We start from the raw sequence: 5507 nt of genomic DNA, 5'->3' as shown, positions 1-5507 counted from the left end.
GGCGACGGGGCGGCGATCCGCAGGCCGCGCGTGGTGGGGCCGGGCTCGGCCGCCGCGCCGGCCTCGGTTGTGGCGGGCGGCGCCGGCACCGGCGCGGGCACGCTGGCGATCGAGGCCGAGGAGATCGTGCTGGGCTACGGCGCGCAGGCGCAGCCGGATGGCCTGCGGCGCGATGGCCGGTTGGCGCTGGGCTTCTCGTCCGTGGTGCTGGACGCGAGCCGGCGACTGACCGCCAACCAGCGCGGTAGCCTGTCCGTCTACCGCAGCCAGGACGGCTACGAGAGCGGCGTGGGCTATCGCTACAGCGGCGGCGACCTGCTGATCCGCACGCCCGTGCTGACGGGCGAGGCCGGCTCGGTGATTCGGATGACGGCGGGCGGCGCGCTGCGCGTGACCGCAAGCGACGGCGCGGCGCCGTCCACGGCATCCGGGCTGGGCGCGGAACTGGGCCTGAAGGGCGCGTCGGTCTTCGTCGACACGCAGCTCGCCGCGCCCAGCGGCCGCATCCGCATCGAGGCCGACGGCGACATCGTGCTGGGCGCGCGTTCGCGCCTGGATGCCGGGGGCCGGGGCGCGGCCTTCGGCGAACTGACGCGCTACAGCTGGGGCGGCGACGTGCTGCTCGACAGCGCGCGTGGCAACATCCTGCAGGCCGAGGGCGGCGTGATCGATGTGTCGGCGCGTTTCAACCAGGCAGGTTCGCTGACGGCGCGCGCGGTCGACCCGGCCGCCGGCCGGGTCGATCTGCGCGGCACGCTGCTCGGCGCGGCCAGCGGCTGGACCGATGCCGGCGGCACGCTGGTGCCGTTCCGCGCCGGCGCGATCGACATCGCGGCGCAGCGGCTGGGAGATGGCACGCCCAGCGAGGCCTTCGCCGCGTTGAACGCGCGCCTGAACACCGCCGGCATGTACGGCGGGCGCAGCTTCCAGCTCAAGCAGGGCGACCTGGTGATCGGCGATGGCCTGAAGGCGGGCGAAATCAATGTGTCGCTGGATGCAGGCAGTCTGACCGTGGCCGGGCGCATCGACGCCAGCGGCATCGAGGTCGGCGCGATCCGGCTGGCGGCGCGGCACGGCCTGACGATCGGCGGCCAGGCCGTGCTGGACGCGCACGGCACGGGACTGCGCGTGGACGGCCGTGGCCAGATCATCGACAGCCCCAACCGCGCCATCGTGGAACTGAGCGCCACCGACGGCCTGCTGACGCTGGCGTCGGGTGCCCGCGTCGACCTGCGCCACGGCACCGATGCGCCGGCCGGCAGGCTGGACGGCCGGGCGCGCGGCACCCTGACGCTGAACGCGCCGCGCACCGGCCAGACCAGCGGCGACATGCTGATCGACGCGTCGGGCGCGCTGGACATCCAGGGCGCGCGCGCCATCGTGGTCAACGCCATGTATCGCGACGCCGTGCTGCTGGACGGCAACGACGCGGCCGGCGGCAAGCCCTACAAGTATGTGGACCAGGACTACCTGAACCAGCGCCACGCGGACAGCGAGCGCTTCATGCAGGCGGCGCTGGCCAATCCCGCGCTGCTGCGCGGCAGGCTGGCGGGCCTGAACAATGCGCGCTACCTGGATGCGCTGCACCTGCGGCCGGGCCTGGAACTGTACGCGGCCGGCGACCTGGTGGTGCGCGGTGACCTGGACCTGTCCGGCCATCGCTACGACAGCATCGATCCGGCGCGCTCGCGGACGGCGCTGATCGGCTCGGGCGAATCCGGCTTCCTGACCCTGCGCGCCGGCGGCGACCTGCATGTCTACGGCAGCATCAACGACGGCTTCGCGCCGCCGCCGGTCACGCCGGACGATGATGGCTGGGTGCTCAAGCCCGGCGCGCTGTCCTTCGGCGGCGACATGGTCCTGCCCGTGGGCGGCGTGAAGCTGGCCGACGGCTCGATCTTTCCGCCGCAGCGCACGCTGAACTATGACCTGCCGGTCAAGGATTTCAGCGTGGACGCAGGACAACGTCTGCCGGTGGCGGTGACGCTGGCCGCGCCGCTGACGATTCCGGCCAATACGGTCCTGGGCGGCCCGGTGCTGGCGGCCGACGGCGCGCTGTTGTACGCCGCCGGCACGCTGCTGGGCGAGGCCGTGACGCTGCCCGTCAATGCGCGGCTGGGCGCAGGTTTCGTGACGCCGGCGCAGACGGCGGCCAAGGCCATGCTGTGGCCGGCGGGCGCGCCGCTGGCCGCCCGCATGACGTTGAATGGCGAGCTGACGCTGAAGATGGGCGCGCTGCTGCCGTCGATGACGAACGTCAGGCTGCCTGGCGATCCGATGGTGCTGCCGCTGCGTCCGGCCGACGGCCAGGGCAACATGGGCCGCAACTGGGCGGTGGCCTCGATGCTGCCGGCCGGATCCGAGTCCTGGTCGCTGCGCGCGGTGGCCGGCGCCGATCCCACGGCCGCCGACAGTCGCATCGCGCGGGCGCGCGACGGGGCCGGCAACCTGATCCTGGCCGATTCGCACTACACGGTGTATGACAAGCACGAGATCTTCGTCACGCCCGGCACGCCAGGCGGTCCGCTCGGTCTCTGGTATTGCAACGATGTCTGCATGCTGACCTTCGGCGGCTCGCATCCTGAACTGAAGCTGGGCCAGCCGGTGTCGGACGCGGTCGCCGCGCAGTGCAACGACGGCGTCTGCGACAAGGTCCGCTACCTTTGGACCGAGATGGGCAAGGAGTGGTACGACGGCATGCTGGACGAGCCGGTGGTGGTCGGCGCGCCCGTGCCCAAGGTCTGGGAAGATCTGGTCTGCGTCGACGCGGGCATCTGCCTGCCCCAGGGGCAGATGCTGCCCGGCACGCCGCCGGTCGAAACCATAGGCCGCCTGCTCGACCGCCAGATCGCCAGCCCGGCCTTCAGCGTGCTGCGCACCGGCGCCGGCGACCTGGAGCTGGTGGCCGGCGGCGACCTGCGCATGAAGTCGCCGTTCGGCGTGTACACGGCCGGCACCCAGGCCGCCGGCGTGGACGCGGCCTTCCAGCGTGCGCGCGCGGTCAGCGCCGAGGACGGCAAGGTGCTGGACAAGCGCAGCCAGGACTATGAAAAGCTGGTGGCCGGCGACGACCGGACCTACCGCGCCTGGTACCCGGAAGGCGGCGGCAACGTGCTGGTGCGCGCCGGCCGCGACCTGGCGGGCGACAGCTGGAGCAATGGCAGCTATGCCGGCGAAGGCCAGCGCATGACGCAGATGCCCAACACCGATCCGTCCAACTGGCTGTGGCGCCAGGCCGACGCGTCCAGTTCGGCGTGGTGGATCAACTTCGGCACCTACATCCGCGGCGCCGACGCGCCGTACCTGGTGGGTTTCACGGGCTTCGGCACGCTGGGTGGCGGCGATCTGCGCGTGGACGTGGGCGGCGATGCCGGCGCGGTCACCCGGGTCGGCAATCCGATCACCGAATGGATCAACGGCGAATCGCCGCGCAGCCAGGGCCTGGTGCTGGCGGTGGGCGCCACCGGCCGCGCCCGCGCCGACGGCTCGCTGCTGCAGACGGGGGGCGGCGACATGGACGTGCGCATCGGCGGCGGGCTCAATCCCACGCAGAGCGCCTATATGGGCCTGAATGCCGGCCGCTACGAAAACAGCCACATGGCGCTGAACGGGCTGGCCGCCAACCTGCGCGGCCGCGCCGACATCCGGGCCGGCGTGCAGGGCACCATCGAGCGGCGCTACGGTCCTTTCGCGATGATGCAGGATCTGAAGGAGATCCGCGCCTATGACGCCTACGCGTCCACCATGGCGCTGGCTGGCGGGGGCCTGGCGCTGATGCCGGGCGATGCCGTGTTCAACCTGGAGGCGCACGGCGACCTGGTGCTGGGCACGGTGCGCGATCCCGGCCGGCTCACGCCGCTGGACTACTTGCAGGCGGGCGAAGGCTGGTTCAGCCTGTGGACGCCGTCGTCGGCGATCCGCATGTACTCGGCCGGCGGCAACCTGACGCCCGGCTCGCAGCTGGCGGACAGCAACTGGAACGGGTTGACGCCGACGGCCGGCCTGACCGGCATCCATTTCACCTATCCGTCCATCTTCACCGCCGCGGCGCCGTCGGGCAGCATCTATATGGGGCCGTCCGCCGCGCGCGGCCTGGACAGGGCACTGGGCTATTCCATGCTGCTGGCGCCGTCGCCCAACAGCGCGCTGGAACTGCTGGCGGGCGGTTCGATCTATGCCAGCGGCTATGCCGTCAATCGTTCCGGCGCCGATCTGTCGGCGCTGGCCACGCCGTTCGCGCCCGGCTTGTCCGGCGTGCGCGCGCCGGGCGCGCTGGGTCTGCCGCTGGACCTGCTGGCGAACGGTTCTTACACGGTGGTCGGAGCAGGGCCGGAGACGCCGGCGCAGATCCGGGCGGCGCAAGGCGACATCGTCGGCCTGAGGGTGGGTGAACGCTTCGAGTTCACCTCGGGCCGCATGGGCGGCCAGTCCTGGTATCTCAATGCCGGGGCCGTGCGCATGATGGCCGGGCGCGACATCGTCAACAGCGGCACCTCCTACGATGAGCCCTTGCTGGTGCCCGGCATGTTTGGCACCGACACGATGGCCAATTCCATGGGCAATCTGTTCACGCACGGCTCGGATCATGACGTTTCCATCGTCAGCGCCGGGCGCGACATCGTGCGCAGCAACTTCATCGTGGCCGGCCCGGGCGTGCTGGAAGTCGAGGCCGGCCGTCATCTCCGAGCCGAGGACAAGGGCAGCCTGATCAGTCTGGGGCCCGTGGTCGCCGGCGACACGCGTCGCGGCGCGGCCATCGCGCTGACGGCCGGCGCCGGCGCGGCCGGCCCCGACTACCGCGCGTTGCTGGATTACTACCTGGGTGGCGCGGCGGATCCGTCGCGGCCGCTGACCGACCAGGGCAAGCCGTTCAAGACCTACGAGGCCGAGCTGCTGCTGTGGCTCGTCCAGCGCCACGGCTACACGGGCGCGGTCGAGGACGCGCCCGCGTATCTGGCGGCGCTGCCGCCGGAACAGCAGCGCATCTTCGCCCGCCAGGTCTATTTCGCCGAGCTGCGCGCCGGCGGACGCGAGTACAACGCCCGCGACAGCGCGCGCCAGGGCAGCTACCTGCGCGGCCGCCAGGCGATCGCCGCGCTGTTCCCCGAGCGCGGCCCCGACGGCGCGGCGCGCGTCTACGACGGCGACATCACGCTGTACGGCGGAACCGGCCTGCGCAGCATCGTGGGCGGCGACATCCAGGTGCTCAGTCCCGGCGGCCAGCAGGTCTATGGCGTGGAAGGCGCGGCGCCGCCGGCCAGCGCCGGCGTGGTCACGCAGGGCGCGGGCGAGATCTCGCTCTACGCCCGGCGCAGCATCCTGCTGGGACAGAGCCGGATCATGACGACGTTTGGCGGCGGCATCCTGGCGTGGTCTGCCGAAGGCGACATCAACGCCGGCCGGGGCGCCAAGACCACGGTGGTGTACACGCCGCCGCGCCGGGTCTATGACACGGTCGGCAACGTGGCGCTGTCGCCGAACGCGCCGAGTTCTGGCGCGGGCATCGC

1 protein-coding gene is annotated in these 5507 nt (G+C 72.1%); it reads left to right on the top strand.

Annotated elements, in window-relative coordinates:
• Positions 1–5507 (top strand): filamentous hemagglutinin family protein (locus tag KDH83_RS32730; RefSeq protein WP_249205432.1); only part of this gene is annotated, 5507 nt, incomplete at both ends.

The sequence above is a fragment of the Achromobacter sp. Marseille-Q0513 genome, assembly GCF_018195695.1.
Lineage (GTDB): Bacteria > Pseudomonadota > Gammaproteobacteria > Burkholderiales > Burkholderiaceae_B > Achromobacter.
This window is presented reverse-complemented; position numbering and strand designations above follow the sequence as displayed.